We start from the raw sequence: 25,068 nt of genomic DNA, 5'->3' as shown, positions 1-25,068 counted from the left end.
GTTTAACTTAAAAGTTCGTTACCGTGTGGGTGAGTGGCACGGATTTTCGCGGCGCTCGCTCGGTCGGGGCCGACCGTCGACGAGGGCCCTGCCTCGGAACCGGTGGACGCGCCGCCCGCGTCGACGACGGCTCCGCCGTTCGACTCTTTCTCAGCCGGCGGACGGACAGCCCTTTGTCCGACGGGCGCGGAACCCGGACGAATGCCGACCATCGACTGCGACCCGACGGTCGCGCGCGAGCGCCTCGCGGACGCCGGCGTCCCGATCGACGAGGGGAACACGCCCCACGAGCGGTGGCGGGCCGACCGCGACGGGGCCGTCGCGGTCGCGTACGACGGCAAGGTCGTCGTCCAGGGAAGCGACCCCACCCGCCTGACCGCCCTGCTTCGCGACGGCGGCGGCCGCGCGCACGTCTACTTCGACGGGGCCTCCCGCGGGAACCCGGGCCCGGCCGCGGTCGGCTGGTGTCTGGTCACGTCCGACGGCGTCGTCGCCGAGGGCGGCGAGCGCATCGGCCGCGCGACGAACAACCAGGCCGAGTACGCGGCGCTGATCCGCGCGCTGGAGGCGGCCGACGAGTACGGATTCGACGCGGTCGACGTCCGCGGCGACTCCCAGCTGACGGTCAAGCAGGTCCGCGGCGAGTGGAACGCCAACGACCCGGAGCTGCGCGAACGGCGGGTCCGCGTCCGGGAGCTGCTGGAGCGGTTCGACCGCTGGTCGATCGCCCACGTACCGCGGGAGATAAACGAGCGCGCCGACGAGTTAGCGAACGAGGCACTCGATGACGCGAACTGACGACGACCCGCCCGAGTGGGCCAAGGAGCGGGCGCGCGAGATGATGGCGGCGGGAGACGAGGAGGCGGCCGACGACCCCGCGGACGCCGCGGAGTCCCCCGACCCCGACGACGGGCGCGTCCCGGACGTGCCGGTCGAAGCGGTCGAGGAGGCGGAGCGGCTCACGCGGCTCGCCCGCGAGGCCGAGTCCGCGGAGCCGACCCCGGAGATCGAGCAGGCGGCCGAGCAGTACCGCGAGCGGCGCGACGCCCTCGCGGCCGAGTACGGCTACACCGCGCGCGTCCGCGAGGAGGACGACGCGCTCGTGTTGTACCCCGACGAGTGGATGGAGGACGGGACGGTCCGGCTCGACCGCGTCGAGGACACCGACCGCGCGGTCGAGGTGTCGCTGTCCGGTCCCGGCGACGCCGACCGCTACCGGGAGGTGGCCGCGTACAACGAGGCGGTGGCCGCGGCGGTCGCCGAGCGCGAGGCCGCGGTCCACGCGCGCACCGCGGAGACGTTCGCGGCGTTCATGAGCAACCACTACGTCCGCACGGTCGACGACGCCACCCCGGAGATGCGCGCCGAGTTCCGCGAGGAGTACCTGGTCCGGAACGGGTGGCCGACCGACGAGCAGCTCGACGCCGTCGACGAGTCGCTGTCCGTGATCGCGTCCGTCGCCGACGGCGTGGAGGTCGACGACGCGGAGGTAGCCGACGTGAACGATCCCGCCGGCGACGAATCAGACGACGCAGGGGGGTCCGCCGACGCCGCGGGCTCACCCGACACGAGCGACTCGGCGTAGCGGTCGCTCGGCGGAAAAGAACGCGGCTTTCGCCGCGTCGTGTGCCAAAAGGATCGGTTAGCGGTCGATGCCGGACGGCCCCGCGGGGCGCGCTCGATTACTCCAGCAGCGCGCGGACCTCGTCCGCGCGCTCCTCGTCGGTGACGAACCGGTCGAGGACCCACTCTATCTGCCCGAGGACCACGTCGTGGCCCGCCTCGGTGAGCTCGTACTGGTTCGTCCGCTTGTCGAGTTCGCTCTTCTCGACGAGCCCGTCGTCGACGAGGTCGTCGAGGTTGGGGTACAGGCGGCCGTGGTTCACTTCGGAGCCGTAGTACGCCTCCAGCTCCCGCTTGATCGCGAGGCCGTACATCGGCTCCTCGGCCAGAATGGTCAGGATGTTCTGCTGGAACGCCGTGAGGTCGCTCGCCGCCCTCGATTCATCAGTGACTCTTTGTGCCTCTGACATGCCAGAGGGGAAGGGACCCGAACTTATAATCTTTCTCAACATTCACTATCGTTGCGATGCGTAACCCCGAACGTACGTCCGAATAAGCCGGTATTGTGGGAGTTTCGGCGGACACCCGTGCGATCCGGCGGCGGAGCAGGTTCGACCGATCGATTCCGTTCGCACCGACTGTGCCGACGATCCGTCGGCCACAGCGTCGTTTCGGTTTGCGATCGAAACTCGGAGTTCGACGCCTAACGGGGTCGAACGAGCGCTGTGGGTTGACCGCTTCGAGCGTTGCGGCTCCACCGGCTCAGGCGATCCCGAAAGGACTTTGGCCGGCTTCGACCCATCTCCGGCCACATGGTCAACCTCTGGGAAGATCTCGAGACGGGACCGAACGCGCCGGACGAGATCTACGCCGTCGTCGAGTGTCTCAAAGGAGAACGCAACAAGTACGAGTACGACAAGGACGTCCCCGGCGTCGTCCTGGACCGCGTGCTCCACTCGAACGTCCACTACCCGTACGACTACGGCTTCATCCCGCAGTCGTACTACGACGACGAGGATCCCTTCGACGTGATGGTGCTCGTCGAGGACCAGACGTTCCCCGGCTGCGTCGTCGAGGCCCGCCCCGTCGCCCTGATGAAGATGGACGACGACGGTGAGCAGGACGACAAGGTGATCGCGGTGCCGACCGAGGACCCGCGGTTCGACCACATCGAGGACCTCGAGGACATCCCGCAGCAGACCCTCGACGAGATCGACGAGTTCTTCGCGACCTACAAGAACCTCGAGGCCGGCAAGGAGGTCGAAACGCTCGGCTGGGAGGACAAGGCCGCCGCGAAGGACGCGATCGAACACGCGCAGGACCTGTACGACGAGCACTTCGCGTAACGGTCGGATAACCGGGACGCATCCGTCGCCCGCGGCCGGATGCGTTATGCCTATGGGTAATTTTTAGGGCGTGAGTCGCGTATTGTCACGTAGAGCCATGAGCGCCACCACGCCCTCCGTCGGCATCGATCACCCGACGGTCGTTCCCGCGAACTTCGACCCGGACGACGACGCGGCCGACGCGGCGGCCGAGGAGGCCGCGGCGACCGACGACGCGTAGCCGACTTCTCAGACGCGTTCGACGACGGCGGCGAGCGGCGTCGCCTCGTCCCGAAGCGACGCGAACGCCTCGTCGACCCAGTCGACGACCGTCTCGTCCGTCGATTTGAGCACGCATCGCGGGTTGTTCCGCTCGTCGTACGCGGTCACGCAGGCCACGTCGTCGCAGCGGACGAGGCCGTACTCGATCGGGTCGGCGCTCACGTACACCTCGGCGTCGTCGTCGTTCAACGCGCGGTCGGTCGCCGGGCCGAACTCCGCGACCGACGCGCCCGCGACGCGACGGTCGATGATCAGTTCCACGTCCGCGCCGCCGTCCAGCGCCGCGGCCGCCGCGTCGTTGAACTGTTGGAGGACGACCGGAGAGACGGCGCGGATTTCGGCGCCGCGGCTCTCGCGCAGGAGGTCCGTGAGCCGGTCGACCACCGCCAGGGGGTTCTGGTCGGACGCCACCGTGAGCTCGCTGTCCGGGATCCCTTCCGGCGGGAAGTCGACGCCGACGCGCTCGACGGCCTCGGCGAACCGCCCGTAGCGCTCGCCGCGTTCCACCTCGGTCAGGAGCGTCTCGTACGCGTCGTGAACGCGCTCTCCGGTCGGCGTCACCCGGTAGTCGGCGTCGCGTTTCACGACCCAGTTCCGCTCGCGGAACCCCCCGAGGATCCGCTGAACCGTCGTTCGGGTCGCGTCGACCGCGTCGGTCAGCTCGGCCGGACGCCGCGGCTCCTCGCGCAGCGCCCGGAGTATCGCGACCCGAACGGGCGAGCCGGCGAGGTACTGTGCGCCGTCGTGTCCCTCCTCGGCCGTCATCGTACGATCCGTGTGTACGGGTACCGCCGTGTTAACCGTACCGCGTCCTCGCGCCGGTCGCCGCGACCGGCGCGCTCCCGTCGCTCAGTCCCGGTAGCGGAACGAGACGACGGTGCCGACGGTGTCCTCGCCGGCGATGCGCTCCGTGGTCACGGTCACGGCCGCGAGTGCGTCCGCGCCGAGCGCCTCCTCGATCACCGCCCGCAGCGCGTCGGGGTCGGCGCCTTCCTGTCTCACCGGCACGCGGACCTGTCGGCGGTTCACCGCGACGTCGCCGAGGTCGTACTCCGTGTGCTCGAACGCCTCTCGGATCGCCGCTTCGATGTCGGTCATAGCGTCCCAACCTCCACGCGCGGCGGTGAAAAAACGCGGTCCTTGGTCGCCGTTTCGGTGACGACCGTTCGTTGCTTCCTTTCGATGTGTTGTGGGCGTTTTACACCCTTCTAACGCTGTCTCAATTTAATACTGATCTTAAACTCTTCAAATATGAGTATTATTCAACCGCAGAACAATTTAAATATTTAATAAGGCTGACACTTTACAAATATGCACGAAAGTGTAGCGGAATACGTGGCAGAGAACCCGAAAATGGCCGGCGTCCTGTTCACCGCGCTGCTGCTGTTAACGCAGGCGGCGCCCGCGGCGGCGAATGCGGCTGGAGCAAACCCTGGCCCCTAGCAAAGTTCTAAATTGTCGCTCCAGACAAGTTCGTCCGAATAGAAGACGGGCAATAATTCTAAGTCAAGCAGATCGGTCAGTTCTTTCGCAGGCACGTCCTCAACAGTCAGCTGAGTTGGGACATAGTGGTTGTCCTCCGTAACAGGGAGGCTAAGCCATGAGAGTGATCCAACCCCATGATTACCATTTGGATAAAAGTCTGCTGAGAGATTGTAAGATTCTGTACCCTGTTCTGATATGCCAAACACAACTGCGATCCCACTCCGACTCTGACAAACGGTCGTCCCCCCGTCACCCACCACGATGTACTGGTGACCCGTGATCAGCTCCCGCTTCGCCACGTGGAGCGCGGTCCGGAGGTTGAACCCACTGTTCATCAGGCGAGCGATGATTCGGCCGAGCTTCGTCGCGGGCGAGTTTGCCACATCGGAGAGGGTAACAATGCCGCCGCGCGAGCCGCGGTGAACGAGGGCCTCGCCTTGTTGGTACGACTGGCAGGCGTTGAGCAGGAAGGCGCTGACCTTGATTTCAAGATCCTCGTCGGTCAGGTCAAGGTAGCAGTCCGCGCACTGCATCCCTCGGTCGTCAACGTGGCCGATGTAGTGGAGGAAATCGACGTCCGACGCGAGCACGTCGCGCATCTCCTCGCGGGTGAGGCTATGACGCACCTCGATGTCGAACTGGACCATGTCGCGAAGCCCGTACAGGTTGGCGACTTTCCCCTCTTCGCGCATCTGCGCGTCGTTACAGACGACGAGAACGGAGATCCGCGACTGCTCGACCTCTTCGGTCACCAGCCGGCGGTGGTACGCGTCGAGCGTCGCCTTGTTCGCGTCGAGCGGGACGCCGTCGCCGACCCACGCGTGCTCGACGGTGTCGACCGGCTCCGGCCGGACGAAGTCGGTCTGGGCGGCGACGGCGCCGCGCTCCGCGGAGGCGTCCGCGCCGCGGGTGGCCGCCGCGCTCGCGCCGCCGCGCACGAACTCGTCGTCGCCGAGGCCGCCGCCGGCCGGAACCTCCCGCCTCGTCGCCCGCGCGGAACTCCGGTCCGGGCCGCCCAGGAAGCCGACGCCGGCCCCGCCGTCGTCCTCCACCGGCGTGACGGTCTCCGGCGAGCGGACGATGGACAGCTCGCCCGCGACGAACGGGAGCATCTCCACGTTCCCGGGGTCGGGGCGCACGTCCGTCGTTAGCGTCCACTGCGGCAGCTCGGGCTCGACGTCCGCGAACGGCACGTCGAGGTACTCGCCGAGCCGCTCCGCGAGCGGGAGGTCGTACAGCCGCCCCCAGTCGAGGTCGAGGTCGGTCGTCTCGCGCTCGTGGAGGTCGACCCGGTAAAATCCCTCCGTGCGGGCGAGACAGTCCATGTGGAACGACTGCCTGAGCACCTGGGCGGTCCGCGCCTCGAAGCCGGGTTCGAGCGGGTACGTCCACCCGTCGCCCTCCATTCGGGGGTCGTCGCCGGGCACCACGTCGGCCGCGAAGTAGTACGCCAGCGAGACGACGGGGTAGAGGTAGCGGTACTCGGGCGGAACGACGATCCGGACGCCGCTGTCCACCGGCTCGACCCGCTCGGGGACGCGGAACTCGTCGCCCGGCTCGATCAGCGGGGGATGCCCCCGCAGGGTGGGGAACGACCGCTCGGGGCTGGTCGTCTGGAGCGCCGAGCCGAGCAGCGAGACGGCGTCCATCAGCGACTCGGGGTCGGTGGGCGTGGTGATCGTCCCCGCCGGCGTCTGGTGGAGCGACCGGAAGCCGAGCCCGACGGTCCCCGGCGCGTCGAGGTCGATCCGGGTGGTCCGGTCGGTCGTGGAGACGGAGAAGCCGGCGTCGAAGGTGAGGTACAGCTTCGTCGGCGCCGGGTTGATCCCGACGTGGTAGGTCCCGTCGGGCATCGTGTAACAGTCGCCGTGCGTGAGCAGCGTCCCGTCGCCGGCGCGCGTCTCGACGACGGCGACCCGAGGGATCTCGATCGACCCGGTCTCGATCGCGACGCTGGCGTCGACCGGGAAGTAGTGGTCCGACTCCGGGCGCCGTCGCGGCTCGACCGGCCGGTCGGTGTACACCTCGAACTGGGTGTTCTCGATGTGGTCCGTGACGGTGATCCCGTCGGCCTCGCGCAGCGGGTCGATGTCGATGCTCATGGGGGCTCCGCGGCCGCCGTTCGGGCGGACGGGGACGGACGCCGCGGGGGTTGGTACCGTCTGGTTGGGCGAAAGCGGCGATAAAGCTTGTGTCGGTCGGATCGCCGCGGACCGAACGGATAAAGTCCCGCCCGCCCCACCTCCGCGTAATGATAACGCTGGGAACGGCCCGCGCCGCTCCGGGCGAGACGGACACGGGCCGTCTCGAGGTGGGAGAGATGCGGGACGGGAGCCCCGTCCGGCTGCCGGTCGCCGCGATCAACGGCGCGGCCGACGGGCCGACGCTGTACGTCCAGGCGGTGAGCGACGGCGACGAGCTGAACGGGCTCGGCGTCGTCAACCGCGTCGTCCCGCGGCTCGACCCGGCCGAGCTGTCGGGGTCGGTCCTCGTCGTCGGCATCGTGAACCACTTCGCGTTCCAGGCGGCGGAACACCGGAACCCGGTCGACGACCGGAAGATGAACCGCGGCTACCCCGGCGACGCCGACGGGACGACGAGCGAGCGGATCGCCCACGAGACGTTCCAGGTCGCCAAGCGCGCCGACTACATCCTCGACCTCCACCAGGGGTCGACGAGCCGGATGATAAACGAGACCCGGGTGCGCTGCGGCGTCCGCCACCGCCTCCACGGCGACTGCTTGGAGCTCGCGAAGGCGTTCGGCTGCGGGCACGTCCTCGACATCAAGGGCCCGGACGGCCAGCTCGCCCGGGCCGGCCCGGAACACGGGATCCCCACCGTCGACCCCGAGCTCGGCGGCTGCGTCGGCTGGGACGAGGAGTCGATCCGGTACGGCGTCGAGGGCGTGTTCAACGTGCTCCGCCACTACGGGTTCCTCGACGGCAACGCCGCCCTCGACTCGCAGACGCGCGCCCGCGGCTTCGACCAGTACGGCTCGCCCGCGGGCGGTCTCGTCCGCTTCGAGTGCGAGCTCGGCGAACGCGTCTCGGCCGGCGACGTCCTCTTCGAGGTGACCGACACCTTCGGCGCCTTGGAGGGCCGCGTCACCGCCGACACGGACGGGATCTTCTGGCGGACCCGCCGCCTCCCGCAGGTGGCCGCCGGCGAGTACGTCTGCTCGGTCGGCACCAACGTCGACGAGTACTGATGGGTTCTCCCGACGGACCGAGCGGGGGAGTGCGCGCCCTCCGCTGCCCCGAGTGCGGCGAGACGTACCGCGACCGCTGGCGCTGCCGGTGCGGCGCCCCCCTCGACTTCGCCGAGCCACCGGTTCCGGACGGTCCCGCGCCCGACCCCGAGTCGTTCGACGCGCGCGACGGCCTGTGGGCGTTCGCCGACCTGCTCGCCGTCGGCGACGACCCCGCTGACCGGGTGACACTCGGTGAGGGCCTGACGCCGCTCGTCGACGCCGACGACGACAGCGGAGCCGCGGCGAACGCGGACGGCGACGACGCCCCGTGGAACGCGTCATTCAAGCTGGAGTACGTCTTCCCGACCGGCTCGTTCAAGGACCGCGGCGCGACGACGACGCTGACGCGGGCCCGCGAGCTGGGCGTCGATCGCGTCGTCGAGGACTCCTCCGGCAACGCCGGCGCCGCGGTCGCGACCTACGCCGCCCGCGCCGGGATCGGCGCCGAGATATACGTCCCCGCCGACACGAAGGAGTCGAAGCTCGCGGCGATCCGCCGCGCCGGCGCCGAGCCGGTCCGGATCGAGGGGAGCCGGCGGGACGTGACCGAGGCGTGCTCCGCGGCGCTCGACGGGGGCGGAGACGACGCCGCGGGCGACGGCGGGGCCCCGGCCGCCGACGGTGACGACGACCCCGCCTGGTACGCCAGCCACGCCTGGAACCCGGCGTTCTTCGAGGGGACCGCCACCGTCGCGTACGAGGTCGCGTACCAGCGCGGCTGGGACGCCCCCGACGCGGTCGTGACGCCGCTCGGCCACGGCACGCTGTTCCTCGGCGCCTACCGCGGGTTCCGGCGGCTCGAACGCGCCGGCTGGACCGACTCCGTCCCCCGGCTCTACGGCGCGCAGGCGGCCGGCGTCGCGCCGATCGTCCGGGCGCTCCACGGCCCGGACGCGGCCGACCCGGAAGGCGCCGTCAACGACGCGGCCGACGGGATCCAGATCGCAGAGCCGGTCCGCGACCGCGAGATCCTGGCGGCCGTCGACGCGACGGACGGCGACGCGGTCGCCGTCACCGAGGCGGCCGCGGCCCGCGAACTCGACCGGCTCCACGCCGCCGGGTTCTACACGGAGCCGACCTGCGCGGTCGCGCCCGCCGCGCTGCGGACCCTCCGCGACCGCGGCGAGATCGGTCCGGACGAGGACGTGGTCGTGCCGCTGACCGGAAGCGGGCTGAAGGGCTGAGGCGGGCGGCGCGGTCGGCGCCGACCCGCCCCACCGTCACCACTATTCAGCCGGCGCCCGTCGCCGTCGGTATGGAAGTGCTCGTCTACGGCGCCGGCGCGCTCGGGAGCCTCGTGGGCGGGCTGCTGGCGCGCGAACACGACGTGACGCTCGTCGGCCGCGACCCGCACATGCGGACGATCCGGGAGGACGGCCTCCGGATCGACGGCGCGGTCGACGCCCGCGTCACCCCTCGCGCGCTCACCGACGGGCGGCACCGCGCCGCCGACCTCGCCCTCGTCACGACGAAGGCGTACGACACCGACGCGGCCGCCCGGGCGCTCGCGACCGGCGAGTACGACGCGGTCTGCTCGCTCCAGAACGGGCTCACCGAGGAGCGGCTGGTCGCCGCGCTCGACGCGACGGTCCTCGCCGGCACCGCGACCTACGGCGCCCGGTTCGCGGAGCCGGGCCGGGTCACCTGTACCGGCGTCGGCGAAGTGGTGGTCGGCGCGCTCTCCGGGGGCCCGAGCCCGGCGGCCGCGCGGGTCGGCGCCGCCTTCGAGGCGGCCGGGATCGAGGCGGTCGCCGCCGAGGACATGCCGGTCCGCCGTTTCGAGAAGCTCGCGGTCAACGCCGGGATCAACGGCCCCTCCGCGCTCGCGCGGACCGAGAACGGGCCGACGCTGGACGGGCCGGCGGGCGAGGTCGCCCGCGAGGCCGCCCGCGAGACGGCCGCGACGGCCCGGGCGGTCGGGGTCGACCTCGCCGACGACCGGGCGGTCGCGGCCGTCGAGCGCGTCGCCGACGACACCGCCGCGAACCGGTCGTCGATGTGCGAGGACGTGGCGAACGGCCGCCGGACCGAGGTCGACGCCGTCTACGGGGCGATCGCCGACCGAGCGGAGCGTCACGCCGTGGCGGTTCCGACGTGCCGGACCGTCGGGTCGCTGATCCGCGGCTGGGAGGCGGCGCGGGGGCTCCGGCAGGGGTAGACGAACCGCGAAAAGGGCCAGTTCGGGCGGCGTCCGCGGCCGCTACGCGCTCAACACCACTCCTCGAGGACGGTCGCGTCGGTCTCGTCGACCGACACCCACGCGTCCTCCCGCGAGACGTCCGCGATGACGAGCTCCGGCCGCGACGACGAGGAGTCGATGGACGCCATCACGTCCGGCGCCTCGGCGGCGTCGAGCGCCGGGTCCGTCGGCAGGGCCGTCCGACGGCGGTCGGGGTCCGGGTCGTCCCAAGGAGTGGAACTCCGTGACATGGTTGTGAATAGTTCACAGTACGTATAAGAGTTGCGAACCCGACCGGAATTCCCCGTTAGATCCGAGTTTCCGGCGACCGCCGGCCGACGTATCTCCCCGTGCGCAGCCCCTCGGCCGACGATGTGCTCGAACGTGTCGAGTTTCTCATCGGCTCGCCGGGGGCTCCCGCGCCGGGGGCTTCCGCGCCGGGGATTCCGGCTCCGCGCGTCTCCGCCCGGGGCCAGCCATTCCCCGCGCGCCGCGCGGTCCGTCTCCGCCCACCTTCGCAGTATACAAGAGGTGTCACGCTGAATGACGGGCATGAACGTCGCAGACGCCATGACGCCCCGGTCGGAACTCGTCGTCGTCGAGATCCCCGGGAGCCGCAACGACGTGTTGGAGTACATCCAGGAGCACGGCTTCTCCTCGGTGCCGGTCGTGAAAGACGTCGACGGCGACGAGGTGTACCGCGGGCTCGTCACGCGCGACGACCTGATCGAGCAGCCGGACGAGGACCAGCTCGCGCTGCTGATGCGCGAGGTGCCGACCGTCGGGGCCGACGACGACATGGTTGAGGCCGCCCGGACGATGGCCGGGGAGGAGTCGCGGCGCCTCCCCGTCGTCGACGGCGACGAGCTCGTCGGCATCCTCACCGTCACCGACGTGGTGCGGGCGATCGCTCGCGGCGAGGTCGACGGGGAGACCCAGGTCGGCGAGCTCGCGACGCGCGCCGTCAACGCGACCCACGCCGGCACGCCGCTGCCGGTCGCCGAGCGCGAGATCGGGCTCTCCGGGGTCCCGTACGCGGTCGTCCTCGACGACGAGGCCGCGGTCGCGGGGATGCTCACCGAGGTCGACATCCTGGAGGTCGCCCGCGTCGTCGAGGGCGAGGCCAGCACCGGCGACTCGATCGCCGAGGAGGACTCCGAGTGGTCCTGGGAGGGGATCAAGGCAACCGGCGCGCGCTACCTCCCGACCCGGAACGTCGAGATCCCGGCCGAGGCGGTCCGCCACTTCATGACCGAGGACTTGATCACGGTCAACGCCACGCGGACGGCGCGGGAGGTCGCCCAGGAGCTCATCAGCAACGACATCGAGCAGGTCCCGCTCGTCTCCGGCACGGACCTCGACGGGATCGTCCGGGACGTGGACCTGCTGGAGGGGCTGTAGATGGCCGCGGACGCGCTCGCCGAACTCGCGAAGCGACGCGGGTTCTTCTTCGGCTCGAACGGCGCGTACGGCGGCACCGCCGGCTTCTACACGTTCGGGCCGCAGGGCGCCGCCCTCAAGCGGAACGTCGAGGACGCGTGGCGCGACCGGTTCACCATCCGCGAGGGGAACCGCGAGATCGAGGCGCCGACGGTGATGCCCGAGGCCGTCTTCGAGGCCTCCGGCCACCTGGAGGGGTTCGACGACATGCTCGTCGAGTGCCCCGAGTGCGGCGAGTCCCACCGCGCCGACCACCTCGTCGAGGACGCCACCGACGTCGAGGACGCCGAGGCGCTCCCCGGCGAGGAGGTCGCCGAGCTGATCGCCGACGCCGGGATCGCCTGCCCGGCCTGCGGCACCGAGCTCGCCGGCCAGCCGGTCGAGGCGTTCAACCTCATGTTCGCGACCGACATCGGTCCCGGCGACGCCCAGCCCGGCTACCTCCGCCCGGAGACGGCGCAGGGGATCTTCGTCGAGTTCCCGCGGCTGAAGGAGTACGCCCGCGGGAACCTCCCGTTCGGCATCACCCAGGTCGGCCCCGCCTACCGCAACGAGATCTCGCCGCGCGGCGGGCTCCTCCGGCTCCGCGAGTTCACGCAGGCCGAGCTCGAGCAGTTCATCGACCCCGAGGAGGACGAGCCGCCGCTCGACCGCGTCCGCGACGTGGAGGTCCGGCTGTACCCCGCGACCGAGCAGGAGGCCGACGACGGCGACTACCTCGACACGACGGTCGGCGAGGCGGTCGACAAGGGGGTCATCGGCTCCCCCTGGGTCGGCTACTACCTCGGCGTCGCGCAGGAGTGGTACGAGCGCGTCGGCGTCGACCTCGACCGGTTCCGGTTCCGCCAGCACCTCGCGGGCGAGCGCGCCCACTACGCGGCCGACTGCTGGGACGCGGAGAGCGAGGTCGACGGCGACTGGATCGAGATCGCCGGCTTCGCGTACCGCGGCGACTACGACCTCTCGAAGCACGACGAGTACGGCGACGACGCGTTCACCGTCTTCAAGCGCTACGACGAGCCGAAGACGGTCGAGCGCGCGACGGTCGACCCCGACATGTCCGTGCTGGGGCCGGAGTTCGGCGGCGACGCCGCCGCGGTCGCGGACGCGCTCGAAGCGCTCGCCGAGCGCGACCCGGACGCCTTCGACGGCGAGACGGTGACGGTCGACGTGGACGGCGAACCGCGCGAGGTCGACGCCGACGTCGCGAACTTCTCGGTCGAGGAGGTGACCGAGAGCGGCGAGCACATCACGCCCCACGTCGTCGAGCCCTCGTTCGGCGTCGGCCGCACCGTCCAGACGCTGCTGGCGCACGCCTACGAGACCGACGAGGTGGACGGCGAGGAGCGGACGTACCTCTCCCTGGCGCCCGAGGTCGCGCCGCAGGACGCCGCGGTCTTCCCGCTCGTCACCAACGACGACCGCCTCACGGCGCTCGCCGACGAGGTCGCGGCCGACCTGCGGGCCGCGGGGCTCGCGGTCGCGTACGACGACTCCGGCTCGATCGGCCGGCGCTACCGTCGGCAGGACGAGGTCGGCACGCCGTTCTGCGTCACGGTCGACCGCGACGGCATCGAGGGCGACGGCCCCGACACCGTCACGCTCCGCGAGCGCGACTCCGCGGCGCAGGTCCGGATCCCCGTCGCGGACCTCGCCGCCGAGCTGACGGCGCTGCGCGAGGGCGAGACGTTCGCCGCGGTCGCGGACCGGTACGACGCGGTCGACACCGACGTCGAGACCGCGGGGAACTGAGGGCGTGACGCTCCCGGCCGCGGCGTGGCGCGAGCGCGTGGAGTTCGAGCGGCGGCTGGTCCACGCGAGCGGTACGCTGTACCCGGTCCCGTACCTGCTGGGCTGGATCTCGTGGCGCACGACCGGCCGGCTGCTCCTCGTGAGCGTCGCCGTCGCGGCCGTCCTCGAAACGCTCCGACTATCGGGGTCGGTCGGCCCGCTCGACCCGCTGTACGACGCGCTCGTCCGCGACTACGAGTCCGACAGCGTCGCGGGCTACGCGCTGTATCAGGTGAGCATGGCCGGCACCGCGCTCGTCTTCGCGCCGGTGTTCGCCGTGCCCGCGATGTGGATGCTCTCGGTCGGCGACCCGATAAGCGGCGGCCTCGGCGAGAACGCGGCGACCGAGCCGAAGCGGATCCCCGTGGTCGCGGCGATGGTGTTCGTCTGCTTCGGGATCGCCGTTCCGTACGCGGTCCCGGCGTTCGGCCCCGACCCGGGCGTAATCGTCGCGCTCGCGGGCGCGGTCCCCGCCGCGGTCGCGGACGGGCTCCCGCCGCTCGTCCGCGGCGTCGCCCTCGACGACAACCTCACCATCCCGCCCGCCGCCGCGAGCGGGATGTTCCTCGCGGCGGCGCTGATCGCGTAGCGGGGTCGACTGAGACTGCGTAGTGCGGTCGCTCGGTCCCGCTCGTCTCTGAAATGACGGCGCCGTCGCTCGCCGAATCGGGCTGAGAGAAGCGCCGAGGCGGAGATTTGAACTCCGGTGTCCGAATGGACAGTAGATTTCGAATCTACCGCCTTGGCCAGGCTAGGCTACCTCGGCTCACTCTCCGGTTGGCCGGTTCCGCTGTTATGCGTTTCGATCGCGCCCGCGGCGCGGTGCTCGATCGCCGCCGACCGTGCCGGGCTCCGGGCGCCCCTGTCCCCCCGCGGTCTCCGCTTCCGGCAACGCTTTTCGGCCCGGCTCCCGTGCGGTCGGTATGGACGTCCCCGAAGCGGCCGACGCCTGTTCCCGCGTCGTCGACGAGGTCGGCGGCGCCGTCGTCGCCGACCGCGAGTTCCTCGACCGCGTCACGCTCGGCATCCTCGCCCGCGGCCACGTCCTCCTGGAGGACGTGCCGGGCACCGGCAAGACCCTCTCGGCGCGCTCGTTCGCGACCGCGCTCGGCTTGGAGTTCTCCCGGATCCAGTTCACGCCCGACCTCCTGCCCGCCGACGTCACCGGCACCAACGTGTTCGACGAGCGCGACGGCTCCTTTACCTTCTCGCCGGGACCTATCTTCGCGAACGTCGTCCTCGCCGACGAGATCAACCGCGCGCCGCCGAAGACGCAGGCGGCGCTGCTGGAGGCGATGGAGGAGGGGCAGGTGACCGTCGACGGCGAGACCCACGAGCTGCCGAGTCCGTTCTACGTGATCGCCACCCAGAACCCGGTCGAGAGCGAGGGCGCGTTCCCGCTGCCGGAGGCCCAGCTCGACCGGTTCACGATCAAGACCTCCATCGGGTACCCGGACGAGGACGGCGAGCTGGAGCTGCTCCGGCGCCGGGCCGGCCGCGTCGAGCAGTCGCCGACGGTCGACCGCGTGCTCGACCCCGACGCCGTGGCGGCGCTGCGGGAGGTGCCCGAGTCGGTCCGCGTCGACGACGACCTGCTGCGCTACGCGGCGGCGCTGGCGCGGGCGACCCGCGAGGACCGCCGCGTCGAGGCCGGCGTCTCCCCCCGCGGCACCCAGCGGCTCTTCGAGACCGCCCGCGCGGCGGCGGTCGTCGCCGGCCGCGAGTTCGTCACGCCCGACGACGTGAAGCGCGTCGCGGAGCCGACGCTCGCCCACCGCCTCGTGTTGACGCCCGACGCCGCCGTCAACGACGTCGACGAGCGCGACGTGATCGCCGACGTGCTCGACCGCGTCGCGGTGCCGACGGTCGAGCCGCCGGAGGCCTGAGGCGCCCTCCGGGCCGCGGCGCCCCGGCTACTCCGCGTCCCGCTCCGCCAGCAGCTCCGTCGCCGTGAGCAGCGACGCCAGCTCCGCGTCGTGCTCTTCGAGCAGCTCCGCGGCGCCCTCCTCGCGGTCGACAACGACCAGCACGCGGTCCACGGTCGCGCCCGCCTCGCGGAGCGCCTCGACCGCGTCGACCGCGGACTGCCCCGTCGTGGCGATGTCCTCGATGACGACGACCTCCTCGCCGTCGTCGAGCCGCCCCTCGATCCGGTTGCCCGTCCCGTACTCCTTCGCCCGCTTGCGCGCGATGACGTACGGGCGGCCGAGCTCCGCGGCCGTGACGGCCACCAGCGGGACCGCGCCGAGCGCGACGCCCGCCAGCTTCGCGTCCGTCTCGGCGAGCCGGTCGGCGAACGCCTCGGCGACGAGCGTCAGGGCGTCCGGGTCGGTCTCGAAGAGGTACTTGTCGACGTAGTAGTCGCTCGTGCCGCCGTGGGACAGCTCGAACTCGCCGAACCGGACGGCGTCGGCCGCGGTGAGCGCGGCGATCAGCTCGCGTCGTCGGTCGTCGGTCATACACGGAGACGGACCGCCGCCGACAATAAACGGGTCGGAACGCGGAGGGCTACCGCTCGTCCCCGCCGTCGAGCCCCGGAGCGCTCCGCTCCGCCGCCGGGAGCACGAGCGTCACCGTCGTCCCCTCGCCGTCGAGCCCGGGGCCGAACCGGATCTCGCCGCCGTACGCCTCAACGACCCAGGCGACGATCCACAGCCCGACGCCGGTGTTGTGTCGTAGCTGCGTCACCTCGCTGTCGCCGGTGATCACGTCCCGGACCGCGGCCGCGATCCCGGGGCCGTCGTCGGCGACGCGCACCGCCACGACCCCGTCGTCCGGGTCGCGCTCGGCGGTCACCGCGACGCGCGGGGCGTCCCCGCCGTGCTCGACGGCGTTCTCCACGAGGTGGTCGACGGCGACTGAGAGGCGGTCGTCGCCGCGCACCGCGGTCCCCGCCGGCGCGTCGGCGGTGATCCGGGCGTCGGGCCGCTCGGCCGCGTGCTTCGACGCGACCTCGTCGACGACCTCGGCCACGTCGACCGCGTCCGGGTCGGTCACGTACCCTTCCTCCACGACGCGGCGGAGCGTGGTGGCGCCGTCGGCGACGCCCGCCAGCCGCTTGCCCGTGGCCTCGATCCGCTCCGCGAAGTCGCCGACCTGCCCGTCGTCGCTGCGGTCGGCGATCTCGCCGGCGAAGCCGAACACGACGTTCAGCTCGTTCCGGACGTTGTGCCTGAGGATCCGGTTGACGATCCGCACGTACCGCTCGCGGCGCTTCCGGTCGGTGATGTCCGTGTAAATCCCGAACGCCCGCCGGGTCCCCTCCGTCTCGTAGCTGAACCCGCGGAAGAGGAACTCCCGCGGGCCGTCCACGGTCTGCCGGCGGACCTCGCGCGTCGCGAACCCGCGCTCGCGGACCAGCGCGTCGAGGTCCGCCTCCTCGTCGCCGTCGCGCTCGCTGTCCCCCAGCCGGTCGTCCTGGATGTCCAACGCGCCGATCGTCCGGCCGCGGAGCGACGCCTCGTCCGCGCCGAACTGCTGCTCGAATGCGGGGTTGACCCCGTCTATCACCGTCTCGTCGTCCTCCAAGACGACCTCCATCACCGGGTCGGGGATCCGGTCGAACAGCCGCCGGAAGCGGTCGCGCTCCGTCGACAGCTCGGTCTGCGTCCGCCGGAGGTCCGTCGTGTCGCTCAGCGACCCGACGACGCCGCCCCCGTGGTCGGAGAGCCGCGACAGCCGCAGCTGGCCGTGCCGCGGCCGCGGGTCGCCGTCGCGCTCGGCGGTCAGTTCGATCGTCCGGGCCGGCGCGGGGTCGCCGCCGGCGTCGGCGGTCGGGTCGGTGAGCGCCCCGACCGCGTCGGCCACCCGCGGCGCGTCGGCCGCGTCGACGAGCGCGTTGAGCCGCTCCCCGACGACCTCGTCGCGGTCGTCGGCCCCGAACCACGCGACGAACGGCGCGGTGGCGTACGTGACGGCGCCGTCGCCGTCGAGCACGCACACCATGTCGTCGACGTTCTTCAGCGCGTCCTCGTAGGTCCGGAGCCGGCGGCGGCGGTCCGCGGCGTCCATCGCGGCGACCGCGTTCGTCGCCAGCAGTTCGAGGACGGCGACGTCGTCCTCGCCGAAGGCGCTCGGTTCGACGGCGCCGACGACGACCACACCGTGATCGCCGAGCGGGACCGCCGCGACGGAGCGCATCCCGTGGTACGACCGCCCGTCGCCGAGCGCCTCGATGTCGTCCATGACCCGCGGGTCGCCCGATTCGAACACCCCGCCGGTGAACCCCTCGCCGGGGCGGCGCGGCCCGCGGCTGTCGGCGAACCGGTCGCCGACCCCGTCGCTCGTCGCGACCAGCCGGAGCCGGTTCGCGTCGGCGTCGTACAGCCGTACGCCGCTGATCTCGTACCCCAACACCTCGTCGGCGGCCTCGACCAGCCGGTCGGCGACGGCCTCCCTGCCGTCGGCCCGCTGGATTCCCTCCACGGTGCCGAGGAGCCGTTCGAGGATCCGCTCGCGGCGCTTTCGCTCCGTGACGTCCGCGAAGAACACGGAGAGCCCGTCGGGCGAGGGGTACGCGGTCACTTCCGTCCACAGGTCCAGCGGCTCGTAGTAGCTCTCGAAGGAGACGGACTCCTGCGTCTCCATCGCCCGCCGGTAGTTCGTCTCGTACTCCTCGCCGATCGCCGCCGGGAACTCCGCCCAGACGTCGGCGCCGAGCAGCTCGTCGGGGTCGCGCTCTAACAGCGCCGCGGCCCGCTCGTTGACGTAGGTGAACCGCCAGTCGTCGTCGAGCGCGAAGAAGGCGTCGTCGACCCGTTCGAGCGTCTCCTCGAATCGGTCGACGGCCGCCTCGCGCTCCTCGCGGGCGACTCGCCGTTCGAGCGCCCGCCCCAACCAGTCGGCGAGCAGCTCGACGAACAGCCGCTCGCTCTCGTCGAACGGCCGGCCGCGTCGCTCCGGGTCGAGGAAACAGAGCGTCCCGAACGTCTCGTCGTCGACGACGACCCGGCCGCCGACGTAGCTGCCGAAGCCGAACGCCTCGTAGGCCGGGTCGTCGCCGAGGCCCGCCGCCTCGGGGTCGGTGAACGCGACCACGTCGTCGCTCCGGACCGTCCGCTTACAGTAGGTCAGGTCCAGCGGCAGCGTCCCGTCGTCGTCGAGCGCGCCCTCGGCGAGCGACGCCACCGTCCCGGTCCCGTCGCTGTACTGCCGGAGTTCGATCCGGTCGCCCTCGACCCGCGAGGAGTAGCCGATTGAGAGGCCGAGCCGGTCGCGTCCCAGCGCCAACAGCTCGTCGAGCTTCTCGTCGAGGTCGGTCGTCCGGTCCGAGACGATCCGAATGAACGGTTCGAGGGCGGCCTCGTGCTCCCGACGCGGCGTGTCGCCGGGTCGTCGGTCCTCCCGCCCGGCGTCGAGGCGGTCCGCGAGCGTCTCGGCGTCGGCCGCCAGCCGGCGCCCGGAGGCGTACTCGACCCCGAGCCGGCCCGCGTCGATCGCCGCGTCAGGGTCGTCTTCGACGGTGTACGCGAGCGTCGTCGTGTCGGGGTAGCGGTCGCGGACCGCCCGCAGCCGGTCACGCACGGCGCGGCCGCGCTCGCCCGCCGCCCCGTCGCGCAGCCGGACGATCACCGCGTCCGGGCACCCGACGCCGTCGCCGTCGCTCTCCCGGTCGCCGTGCGGGACCGTCCGAGTCTCCTCCGGGAGGGTCCCCCACGCGGCGTCGACCGGCTCTCCGAGATGGAGCGTCGACTCATCAGGCATCTGTCGCGGGCGTGCGTCGCGGTCGTCCGCGGCGGGGGCTGTCTGCGGCCGTCATCCCGGCCGCGGTCCTCTCGCCTCTCGTCGCCGGACCGGAGGGACGGCCGGCTCGCCGACCCCGTTCGGCTCGGTGCCCTCCCAGTTCGTCGCGTCGGTCATCGGTTCCGCTACGAACGTCCCCCTCATAATCGTTCCCTCCCCGTTTTCGGATTCGATAGCGGCGGTTCCTCGCCGCGTCGCGGCCGCGGCCGACCGGTCGGCGCCGGCGGCGACGGTCCCGACACGATTTAGGCGGCCCGCTCACAACGCTCCGGTAATGAGCACGCAGGCCGCGACGGCGGACCGGACAGTCGTGATCGGGCTGGAGGTCCACGTCCAGCTCGAGACCGACACGAAGATCTTCTGCGGCTGCTCGACGGAGCCCGCCGAGGACGAGGCGCCGAACACGCGCACCTGCCCGACCTGTCTCGGGCTGCCGGGCGCGCTCCCCGTCCTCAACGAGGCCGCCGTCGAGGCCGCCGTGAAGGTCGGGAAGGCGATCGACGCCGACATCCCCGAGACGACCACGTTCCACCGGAAGAACTACTACTACCCCGACCTCCCGAAGAACTTCCAGCTCACGCAGTACGACGCGCCGATCTGCGCCGAGGGCGAACTGGAGGTCCGCGTCGACGGCGACCCGCGGACCATCGGGATCACCCGCGCGCACCTCGAAGAGGACCCCGGCAGCCTCCAGCACGCCGGCGGCTCCATCGAGTCGGCGAGCCACACCCTCGTCAACTACAACCGCGCGGGCACCCCCTTGATGGAGATCGTCACGGAGCCGGACTTCCGCTCGCCGGCCGAGACGCGGGCGTTCCTCGCCAAGCTGGAGGAGGTGCTGGAGTACCTCGGCGTGTTCGACCCCGGCCGCGACGGGAGCCTGCGCGTCGACGCCAACGTCTCCTTAGTCCCCGCCGACCACGTCGCCGAGGACGGGACGATCGACGGGGACGCGCTCGACGAGGTGAACCGCGCCGAGGTGAAGAACATCTCCAGCCACAAGGGCGCGGAGCAGGCGCTCGCCTACGAGGTCACCCGCCAGGAGAACGTCCTCCGCCGCGGCCGCGAGATCGAACAGGAGACCCGCCACTGGGATGAGGACCGCGGCGTCACCGTCGGGATGCGCTCGAAGGAGGCCGAGAAGGACTACCGCTACTTCCGCGAGGGCGACCTCCCCGCGCTGGAGGTGGCGGGCTGGAAAGAGCAGATCGCGATCCCGGAGCTGCCCGACGCCCGCCGCGAGCGCTTCCGGGACGAGTACGGGCTCGACCGCGAGGCGGCCTCGAAGCTCACCTCCACGAAGGCGGTCGCGGACTTCTTTGAGGACGTGGCCAGCGAGTTCGACCCCGACCTCGCGGCGACGTGGGTCGCCGACAACCTACTCGGCGAGCTCAACTACCGCGAGATGCAGATCACGGACGTCGAGGACCGTCTCGACGAGTTCACGCGCCTGATCGAGCTCGTTGCCGCCGACGAATTGACCGTGAAGAACGCCGAGGAGACCGTCCTCCGCGAGATGCTCGACGAGGGCGACGACCCCGAGACGATCATCGAGCGCGAGGACCTCGGCAAGGCCGAGAGCGGCGAGGTCGAGGCCGCGGTCGCGGCCGCCATCGACGAGAACCCCGACGCGGTCGCCGACTACCACGACGGCGACGAGGGCGCGATCAACTTCCTCGTCGGCCAGGTGATGCAGGCGACCGGCGGCAGCGCCGACCCCGGCCAGGTGAACGGCCTGCTCCGCGAGGAGCTCGACGGCTGAGCCGCGGTCGAAGCGACCGACAACGCGCCATGGCGATCGTCGAAACCGTCCTGGTCGGCCACGTCAGCGGATTCTGTCTCCTTCTCGCGTGGGCGATCCGCCGCGGCGACGCGGCCGACCTGATAGCCGGCTACGACGGCGACCTGCCGCCCGAGCGCGAGGCCGAACTCGCGCGCGACGCGGCGCGCGTGCTGGTCGTCGCCGCGGCCGCGACGGGCCTCCTCGTCGTCGACGCGTGGACCGGTGCTATCCCGCGGCCCGGCGCGCTGGTGGCGGTCGCCGTCGGCGCCGCGGTCGCGTGGTTCCTCTATACGTGGAACGTCCGCGAGCCGGCCGGCGACTGAGCCGATCCGCCGAAACCGTGCGATTGACGCCGCCGCGCCCGCTACCGCGCACATGGATGTGACCGTCGAGGTCGTCGGCGAGGGGACCGACGAGTACAGCCTCGCCGCCGACGCGACGTACGACGACCTGATCCGCGCGGCGGGCTACCACCCGCAGGAGGCGTCCGCGCTGGTCGACGGCTCGCCGGTCCCGGGCGACCGCGTCGTCGACGCCGCGGAGGTGCGGGTCCTGCGGCTTATCAAGGGCGGAACGGGCGCGAGAGGCCCGCCGTGACCGCCGAGGGATCTCGCCCCGATCTGCCCGCGGACGTGACCGTCGAGCGGGCGACGCCCGGCGACCGCCTCGACGTCCTCCGGGTCCTCGACGCCGCGATGCTCTCGACCGACGCGGCGACCGTCGACAGTCGGATCGACGCGGGCGACGCGCTCGTCGCTCGCTCCGCGCGGACCGGCGGCGTCGTCGGCGCGCTGGTCGCCGTGCGACCCGACCCGGACCGACTCCACGTCGACGCCGTCGCGGTCAGGCGGGCGCGCCGAGGGGAAGGGATCGGCGCCGCGCTCGTCGCGGCCGCGCTCGACCGGGGGGCGTCGGACCCCGCTGTCGCGGCCGTCACCGCGACGTTCGACGCCGAGCTGCGGGGGTTCTACGAGGGCCTCGGGTTCGCGGTCCGCCCGGCGGGAGGGGCGGACGACGGCGCCGACGGACGCTCGGAGCGCCTCGAAGGGCGGTTCTCCGCCAACGGTCGCGAGAGGTACTGACCCCCGCGCAAGCGGCGCGTCCGACTCGCGGCTGACTGAGATTTTTCAGTATGGTACGCGTACCCACGCTTCCCACGCATGATGCCCTCAGCGTCCGGATCCCTCGATCCCGGTGGTATCGACGTCGAGGCGGTGGACTCGATCGACGGCCCCCCACCCCGACCGGCCGCGTCCGCGGACGACCGCTCGACCGACGACGAGCGGCCCGTTCCGGACCGACCCGGCCGCGACGGCGCCCGCGCGGCCGAGCGCGACCCGCCGGCGGACCGCGTCGAGCGGCTCGCGGACGAGGTGGCGGCGCTCGAAGCGGAGGTAGCGGCGCTCGAAGCGGAAATCGCGTCGAAGGAGCGGCAGCGCCAGCAGGTGATCGACACCTACGAGTCGATCGTCGCGGCGCAGCGGACGCCCACCGAATCGACCGGGAGCGACGGGCGGCGACCGCTCGCCGCGCTCGCGTCTCGCCTCGGGCGGGTCGCGACGTGGCTGCGAGGACGCGAGTAGTCCGTCCTCATCCGCACGCCGCAGAAGCGCTCCGCGCCGTCTCGCCGGCGCGCACGCATTCGACGTTCATTTCCCGGTCGCCCCCGTCCTTACGGGTATGAGCGCGAATTCGCCCGCGGGTTCGGCGGCCCCCTCCCGGGCCGCGGTGACCGACGCATGAGCGGGAAAGACGACTACTACAACCGGTCCAAACAGCAGGGGTACCGCGCCCGGTCCGCCTACAAGCTGAAACAGCTCGACGAGGAGGCCGACCTGCTCGGCCGCGGCGACACCGTGGTCGACCTCGGCGCCGCGCCCGGCGGCTGGCTCCAGGTCGCCGCCGAGGCGGTCGGCGAGGGCGGCACCGTCGTCGGCGTCGACCTCCAGCGCATCGACGAGTTCGACGACCACGACGTGGAGACGATCCGCGGCGACATGACCGAAGAGCGCACCCGCCACTACCTGCGCGAGGCGGTCGGCGAGGGCGGCGCCGACGCGGTCCTCTCCGACATGGCGCCGAACATGACCGGCGAGTACTCCCTCGATCACGCCCGGTCGGTCCACCTCGCGCGGCAGGCGCTCGACACCGCGGACGAGCTGCTCGCGCCCGGCGGCGACTTCGTCGTGAAGGTGTTCCAGGGCCAGGACCTCGACGCCTTCCGCGACGACGTGAGCGAGTCGTTCCAGTACGTGCGGACCGTCTCGCCGCCCGCCTCGCGGGACTCGTCCTCGGAGGTGTACCTCGTCGCGAAGGGGTACACGACCTCCCCAGTCGCCGAGGGCGACCGCGTCGAGGTGACGGTCGAAGAGGAGGGCGACGAGGGCGACGGGATCGCCTACGTCGAGGGATACACGCTGTTCGTCGACGGCGACGTCGGCGAGACGCTCACGGTCGAGGTCACCGACGTGAAGCCCCGGTTCGGGTTCGCCGAGCGCGTCGACGGCGACTGAGCCGGTCGCCCCGGTGGGTCACCCCGCCGGTGAACGGTCGTCGTCCGCGACCGGGGAGATCGGTCAGCTTGCGCCGGCGCGCCTGACCCACTCGCGGAGCGTGAACCGGTCGTACGCCGTCTCCGCGGCGACCTCCCACTCGTCGTCGTCCCACTCGGGGTAGTACGTGTCGCCCTCGTAGGCGCCGTCGACGTGGCTGAGGGCCATCACGTCGAGGTGCGGCTGGAACAGGTCGTAGATTCTGCCGCCGCCGAGGACGTACGCCGTGCCGAAGCCGGCCTCGGCGACGGCGTCGCGGGCCAGTTCGATCGCCGCCTCGTCGCCGTTCGCGACGCTCGCGGTCGGCACGTCCACCGCATCGACGCTCCGGCTCACGACGATCTGGCGGCTGCCGGGGAGGTCGTCGCGCATCGAGTCGAAGGTGCGCCGGCCCAGGATCACCGGCGAGCCCGCGACGCGCTCGCGGTACTGCCTGACGTCCGCCTCGATGTGGGACCACGGCACCTCGCCGTCCCTCCCGATTACCCGGTTCTCCGCGAGCGCGGCGACGCTGACGAGTTTCACGGACGTTATAGGAGACGGAGGGGCAAAAGCGGCGCGTCGAGCGCGGTCGTCGGGGTCGAGCGCGGCGGTCGGACCGAACTCAGCCGTCGAGGCCGAGCAGGTCGAACGGGTAGCCGTTGTCCAGTTCGTCGGCGCGCTCGTAGACGACGCGCGCGGCCGCCACGTCCTGGATCGCGAGCCCCGTCGAGTCGAAGACGCTGACGCCGCGCACGCCGTCGGCGTCGGCCGGCGTGCCGGGCGTGCCGGGGCGGCCCGCGCGGCGGCCGACGACGATCTCGCCGATCTCGCCGTAGATGTCGTCGTCGGTGAGCGTCCCCGCGGCGTACGGGACGTTGATCTCGCCGGAGTGGGTGCACTGCTCGTGGTCGTCGATGACGACGGTGGCGTCTGAGAGGAGGTCGTCCGCCAGCTCGTGTTTGCCCTCGGCGTCCGCGCCCATGGCGTTGACGTGGGTGTGATCGCCCACGTCGTCCGGGCCGACGATAGGGTCCTCGACGGGCGTGACCGTCGAGAGCACGTCGCAGTGGCCGGCCTCGGCGATCGAGCCGGCGCGCACGTCGAACCGGTCCTCGAAGGCGTCGACGAAGTCGGCGACGCGCGCCTCGTCGAGGTCGCTCATGACGACCTCCTCGATGTCCCGGACCGCCGCGACCGCTTCGAGCTGGGTGTACGACTGGACGCCGGCGCCGACGATCCCCATGCTCGTCGCGTCCGGGACCGCGAGGTGATCGGTCGCGACCGCGGCGGCCGCGCCGGTCCGCTTCATCGTCAGCGTCGTCCCGTCGAGGACCGCGAGCGGGAACGCCGTCTCCGGGTCGGAGTAGATCATCGTCCCCATCACGGTCGGGAGGTCGTGGTGGTCGGGGTTGTCGGTGTGGACGTTCACCCACTTGATCCCGGCGGCGTCCCAGCCGTCGCCCTCCTCGGTCTCCTCGGCCACGTCCTCCTCGCGCACGTCGAGGTAGGCCGGCATCGAGCGGAAGTCGCCGTTGTACTCGGGGAGGTCGATGTACGACTTCGCCGGCATCTTCGCGTCGCCCCGCTCGTAGGCCGTGAACGCGCCGCGGACCGCGTCGATCACGCGGTCCATCTCGGCGTTCTCGTCCACGTCGTCCGCGTTCAAGAGCAGCGTCTGCATGTCGCAGAATTTG

General features: G+C 71.7%; 27 protein-coding genes and 1 tRNA gene. 18 read left to right on the top strand and 10 right to left on the bottom strand.

Translation table 11 applies throughout. The annotated features are described in order from the left end of the window. Window positions 1–201: 201 nt before the first annotated feature. The gene (rnhA, locus tag AMR74_RS10040) at window positions 202–798 is read left to right on the top strand and encodes a ribonuclease HI (protein WP_053771918.1); all 597 of its coding nucleotides are present in this window, start codon (window positions 202–204) and stop codon (window positions 796–798) included. Beyond that, on the top strand, window positions 785–1,585 hold the full coding sequence (locus AMR74_RS10035) for a DUF7108 domain-containing protein (protein WP_053771917.1): 801 nt from the start codon (window positions 785–787) through the stop codon (window positions 1,583–1,585). Before rnhA ends, AMR74_RS10035 begins: the two co-directional genes overlap by 14 nt. 97 nt (window positions 1,586–1,682) lie before the next feature. Here AMR74_RS10035 and AMR74_RS10030 read toward each other — a convergent pair whose 3' ends face one another. Beyond that, the gene (locus AMR74_RS10030; protein ID WP_053771916.1) at window positions 1,683–2,033 is read right to left on the bottom strand and encodes a PadR family transcriptional regulator; all 351 of its coding nucleotides are present in this window, start codon (window positions 2,031–2,033) and stop codon (window positions 1,683–1,685) included. A gap of 342 nt (window positions 2,034–2,375) precedes the next feature. Here AMR74_RS10030 and AMR74_RS10025 point away from each other — a divergent pair, with 342 nt between their 5' ends. Beyond that, complete coding sequence (locus AMR74_RS10025; RefSeq protein ID WP_053771915.1) at window positions 2,376–2,909, top strand: inorganic diphosphatase; 534 nt, start codon at window positions 2,376–2,378, stop codon at window positions 2,907–2,909. A gap of 97 nt (window positions 2,910–3,006) precedes the next feature. Next, window positions 3,007–3,129: a hypothetical protein gene (locus AMR74_RS19815; protein ID WP_255410379.1), complete on the top strand. Its 123-nt coding sequence runs from the start codon at window positions 3,007–3,009 to the stop codon at window positions 3,127–3,129. 8 nt (window positions 3,130–3,137) lie between these two features. Here the strand turns inward: AMR74_RS19815 and AMR74_RS10020 are convergent, their stop codons facing one another. Next, window positions 3,138–3,935: a helix-turn-helix transcriptional regulator gene (locus AMR74_RS10020; RefSeq protein ID WP_053771914.1), complete on the bottom strand. Its 798-nt coding sequence runs from the start codon at window positions 3,933–3,935 to the stop codon at window positions 3,138–3,140. An 84-nt stretch (window positions 3,936–4,019) separates the two neighbouring features. After that, on the bottom strand, window positions 4,020–4,268 hold the full coding sequence (locus AMR74_RS10015; protein ID WP_007345008.1) for a hypothetical protein: 249 nt from the start codon (window positions 4,266–4,268) through the stop codon (window positions 4,020–4,022). 213 nt (window positions 4,269–4,481) lie between these two features. On the opposite strand from AMR74_RS10015, the gene AMR74_RS20035 reads away from it, so the two are divergent. Next, complete coding sequence (locus AMR74_RS20035) at window positions 4,482–4,613, top strand: DUF7503 family protein (RefSeq protein WP_449272030.1); 132 nt, start codon at window positions 4,482–4,484, stop codon at window positions 4,611–4,613. On the opposite strand, the gene AMR74_RS10010 is transcribed toward AMR74_RS20035, so the two are convergent. After that, a complete protein-coding gene (locus AMR74_RS10010) occupies window positions 4,610–6,757 on the bottom strand; it encodes a caspase family protein (protein ID WP_053771913.1) in 2,148 nt (715 codons plus the stop codon). The genes AMR74_RS20035 and AMR74_RS10010 overlap by 4 nt on opposite strands. 149 nt (window positions 6,758–6,906) lie before the next feature. Here AMR74_RS10010 and AMR74_RS10005 point away from each other — a divergent pair, with 149 nt between their 5' ends. From AMR74_RS10005 to AMR74_RS09995, 3 genes are all read left to right on the top strand, one after another. Beyond that, window positions 6,907–7,863 carry a succinylglutamate desuccinylase/aspartoacylase family protein gene (locus tag AMR74_RS10005; RefSeq protein WP_053771912.1) on the top strand — a complete coding sequence of 319 codons (957 nt, stop codon included), beginning with the start codon at window positions 6,907–6,909 and terminating at the stop codon, window positions 7,861–7,863. Beyond that, the gene (locus AMR74_RS10000) at window positions 7,863–9,089 is read left to right on the top strand and encodes a pyridoxal-phosphate dependent enzyme (RefSeq protein ID WP_053771911.1); all 1,227 of its coding nucleotides are present in this window, start codon (window positions 7,863–7,865) and stop codon (window positions 9,087–9,089) included. The genes AMR74_RS10005 and AMR74_RS10000 overlap by 1 nt, the downstream gene beginning before the upstream one ends. 71 nt (window positions 9,090–9,160) lie before the next feature. Further along, window positions 9,161–10,063 (top strand): ketopantoate reductase family protein, encoded by a 903-nt coding sequence (locus AMR74_RS09995; RefSeq protein WP_053771910.1) that lies wholly within the window; start codon window positions 9,161–9,163, stop codon window positions 10,061–10,063. A 50-nt stretch (window positions 10,064–10,113) separates the two neighbouring features. On the opposite strand, the gene AMR74_RS09990 is transcribed toward AMR74_RS09995, so the two are convergent. Beyond that, on the bottom strand, window positions 10,114–10,335 hold the full coding sequence (locus tag AMR74_RS09990; protein WP_053771909.1) for a DUF7556 family protein: 222 nt from the start codon (window positions 10,333–10,335) through the stop codon (window positions 10,114–10,116). A gap of 301 nt (window positions 10,336–10,636) precedes the next feature. Here AMR74_RS09990 and AMR74_RS09985 point away from each other — a divergent pair, with 301 nt between their 5' ends. The 3 genes from AMR74_RS09985 to AMR74_RS09975 are packed head-to-tail and all read left to right on the top strand — an operon-like array spanning window position 10,637 to window position 13,904. Further along, a complete protein-coding gene (locus AMR74_RS09985; RefSeq protein WP_053771908.1) occupies window positions 10,637–11,485 on the top strand; it encodes a CBS domain-containing protein in 849 nt (282 codons plus the stop codon). After that, entirely contained in the window at window positions 11,486–13,276 is a 1,791-nt protein-coding gene (glyS, locus tag AMR74_RS09980) for a glycine--tRNA ligase (protein ID WP_053771907.1), read from the top strand. Window positions 13,277–13,280: 4 nt separating this feature from the next. Then, on the top strand, window positions 13,281–13,904 hold the full coding sequence (locus tag AMR74_RS09975; RefSeq protein WP_053771906.1) for a dolichol kinase: 624 nt from the start codon (window positions 13,281–13,283) through the stop codon (window positions 13,902–13,904). Window positions 13,905–13,996: 92 nt separating this feature from the next. Here AMR74_RS09975 and AMR74_RS09970 read toward each other — a convergent pair. Beyond that, window positions 13,997–14,081: transfer RNA gene (locus AMR74_RS09970), tRNA-Ser, on the bottom strand. Between the two features lie 157 nt (window positions 14,082–14,238). Here AMR74_RS09970 and AMR74_RS09965 point away from each other — a divergent pair. Further along, complete coding sequence (locus AMR74_RS09965; RefSeq protein WP_053771905.1) at window positions 14,239–15,201, top strand: AAA family ATPase; 963 nt, start codon at window positions 14,239–14,241, stop codon at window positions 15,199–15,201. A gap of 27 nt (window positions 15,202–15,228) precedes the next feature. Here AMR74_RS09965 and pyrE read toward each other — a convergent pair whose 3' ends face one another. Both pyrE and AMR74_RS09955 read right to left on the bottom strand, forming a co-directional pair. Beyond that, the gene (gene pyrE / locus AMR74_RS09960; protein ID WP_053771904.1) at window positions 15,229–15,774 is read right to left on the bottom strand and encodes an orotate phosphoribosyltransferase; all 546 of its coding nucleotides are present in this window, start codon (window positions 15,772–15,774) and stop codon (window positions 15,229–15,231) included. A 49-nt stretch (window positions 15,775–15,823) separates the two neighbouring features. Beyond that, window positions 15,824–19,018, bottom strand: coding sequence for a PAS domain-containing protein (locus AMR74_RS09955; protein WP_053771903.1), 3,195 nt, complete (start codon window positions 19,016–19,018; stop codon window positions 15,824–15,826). Between the two features lie 313 nt (window positions 19,019–19,331). Between AMR74_RS09955 and gatB the strand changes: the two genes are divergently transcribed. From gatB to AMR74_RS09925, 6 genes are all read left to right on the top strand, one after another. Next, window positions 19,332–20,819 (top strand): Asp-tRNA(Asn)/Glu-tRNA(Gln) amidotransferase subunit GatB, encoded by a 1,488-nt coding sequence (gene gatB, locus AMR74_RS09950; RefSeq protein ID WP_053771902.1) that lies wholly within the window; start codon window positions 19,332–19,334, stop codon window positions 20,817–20,819. 29 nt (window positions 20,820–20,848) lie between these two features. After that, window positions 20,849–21,163: a hypothetical protein gene (locus tag AMR74_RS09945; protein WP_053771901.1), complete on the top strand. Its 315-nt coding sequence runs from the start codon at window positions 20,849–20,851 to the stop codon at window positions 21,161–21,163. Window positions 21,164–21,215: 52 nt separating this feature from the next. After that, window positions 21,216–21,437, top strand: coding sequence for a ubiquitin-like small modifier protein SAMP2 (gene samp2, locus AMR74_RS09940; RefSeq protein ID WP_053771900.1), 222 nt, complete (start codon window positions 21,216–21,218; stop codon window positions 21,435–21,437). Then, entirely contained in the window at window positions 21,434–21,922 is a 489-nt protein-coding gene (locus AMR74_RS09935) for a GNAT family N-acetyltransferase (RefSeq protein ID WP_053771899.1), read from the top strand. The genes samp2 and AMR74_RS09935 overlap by 4 nt, the downstream gene beginning before the upstream one ends. 78 nt (window positions 21,923–22,000) lie before the next feature. Continuing rightward, a complete protein-coding gene (locus tag AMR74_RS09930) occupies window positions 22,001–22,423 on the top strand; it encodes a hypothetical protein (protein ID WP_053771898.1) in 423 nt (140 codons plus the stop codon). Window positions 22,424–22,579: 156 nt separating this feature from the next. Continuing rightward, the gene (locus tag AMR74_RS09925; protein ID WP_053771897.1) at window positions 22,580–23,353 is read left to right on the top strand and encodes a 23S rRNA (uridine(2552)-2'-O)-methyltransferase; all 774 of its coding nucleotides are present in this window, start codon (window positions 22,580–22,582) and stop codon (window positions 23,351–23,353) included. Between the two features lie 63 nt (window positions 23,354–23,416). Here AMR74_RS09925 and AMR74_RS09920 read toward each other — a convergent pair whose 3' ends face one another. Together AMR74_RS09920 and AMR74_RS09915 are read right to left on the bottom strand one after the other, a co-directional pair. After that, window positions 23,417–23,917, bottom strand: coding sequence for a dihydrofolate reductase (locus AMR74_RS09920; protein WP_053771896.1), 501 nt, complete (start codon window positions 23,915–23,917; stop codon window positions 23,417–23,419). Between the two features lie 79 nt (window positions 23,918–23,996). After that, the gene (locus tag AMR74_RS09915) at window positions 23,997–25,055 is read right to left on the bottom strand and encodes an ornithine cyclodeaminase family protein (RefSeq protein WP_053771895.1); all 1,059 of its coding nucleotides are present in this window, start codon (window positions 25,053–25,055) and stop codon (window positions 23,997–23,999) included. Window positions 25,056–25,068: the final 13 nt, after the last annotated feature.

Source organism: Halorubrum tropicale (assembly GCF_001280455.1).
Lineage (GTDB): Archaea > Halobacteriota > Halobacteria > Halobacteriales > Haloferacaceae > Halorubrum > Halorubrum tropicale.
Note: the sequence above shows the minus strand (reverse complement) of the source record. Positions and strands in the feature narration are given on the sequence as shown.